Origin of the sequence: Flavobacterium piscis, assembly GCF_001686925.1 — a bacterium.
In the GTDB taxonomy this organism is placed as follows: domain Bacteria; phylum Bacteroidota; class Bacteroidia; order Flavobacteriales; family Flavobacteriaceae; genus Flavobacterium; species Flavobacterium piscis.
Genome location: NZ_LVEN01000020.1, coordinates 1 through 564, shown reverse-complemented (window position 1 = coordinate 564; position 564 = coordinate 1). Strand labels below are relative to the sequence as shown.

The window sequence follows — 564 nt, the reverse complement described above, 5'->3', positions numbered from 1 at the left end:
ACCGTTTCTTATTCATGGAAAAATGCTTTAAATGTTTCAGTTGGAACTACGGCTTCGGTTTCGAATCTTCCGGCGGGAACTTATACTTTGACCGTTACTGATAATTGTTCGACACAAACCAATTCGGTTACTATATTACAGCCGGGTGCGGCTTTAGCTCTTGCAGCTTCTTCTAAAACAGATGTGACTTGTTTTGGATTTAGTACTGGAACGATAACAGCCGGCGCGGTAACCAATGCGGTCGGAACTGTTTCTTATTCTTGGAAAAATGCTTTAAATGTTTCGGTTGGAACTACGGCTTCGGTTTCGAATCTTCCGGCAGGAACTTATACTTTGACTGTTACTGATAATTGTTCTACTCAAACTAATTCGGTTACTATATTACAACCGGGTGCGGCTTTAGCTCTTGCGGCTTCTTCTAAAACAGATGTTAGTTGTTTTGGATTTAGCACTGGAACGGTAACAGCCGGCGCGGTAACCAATGCGGTTGGAACCGTTTCTTATTCATGGAAAAATGCTTTAAATGTTTCAGTTGGAACTACAGCTTCGGTTTCGAATCTTCCG

At 42.0% G+C, this 564-nt stretch carries 1 pseudogene; it reads left to right on the top strand.

Features of this window, described 5'->3' with window-relative positions:
• Window positions 1-564, top strand: a pseudogene (locus FLP_RS10020) (hypothetical protein); the annotation flags it as partial.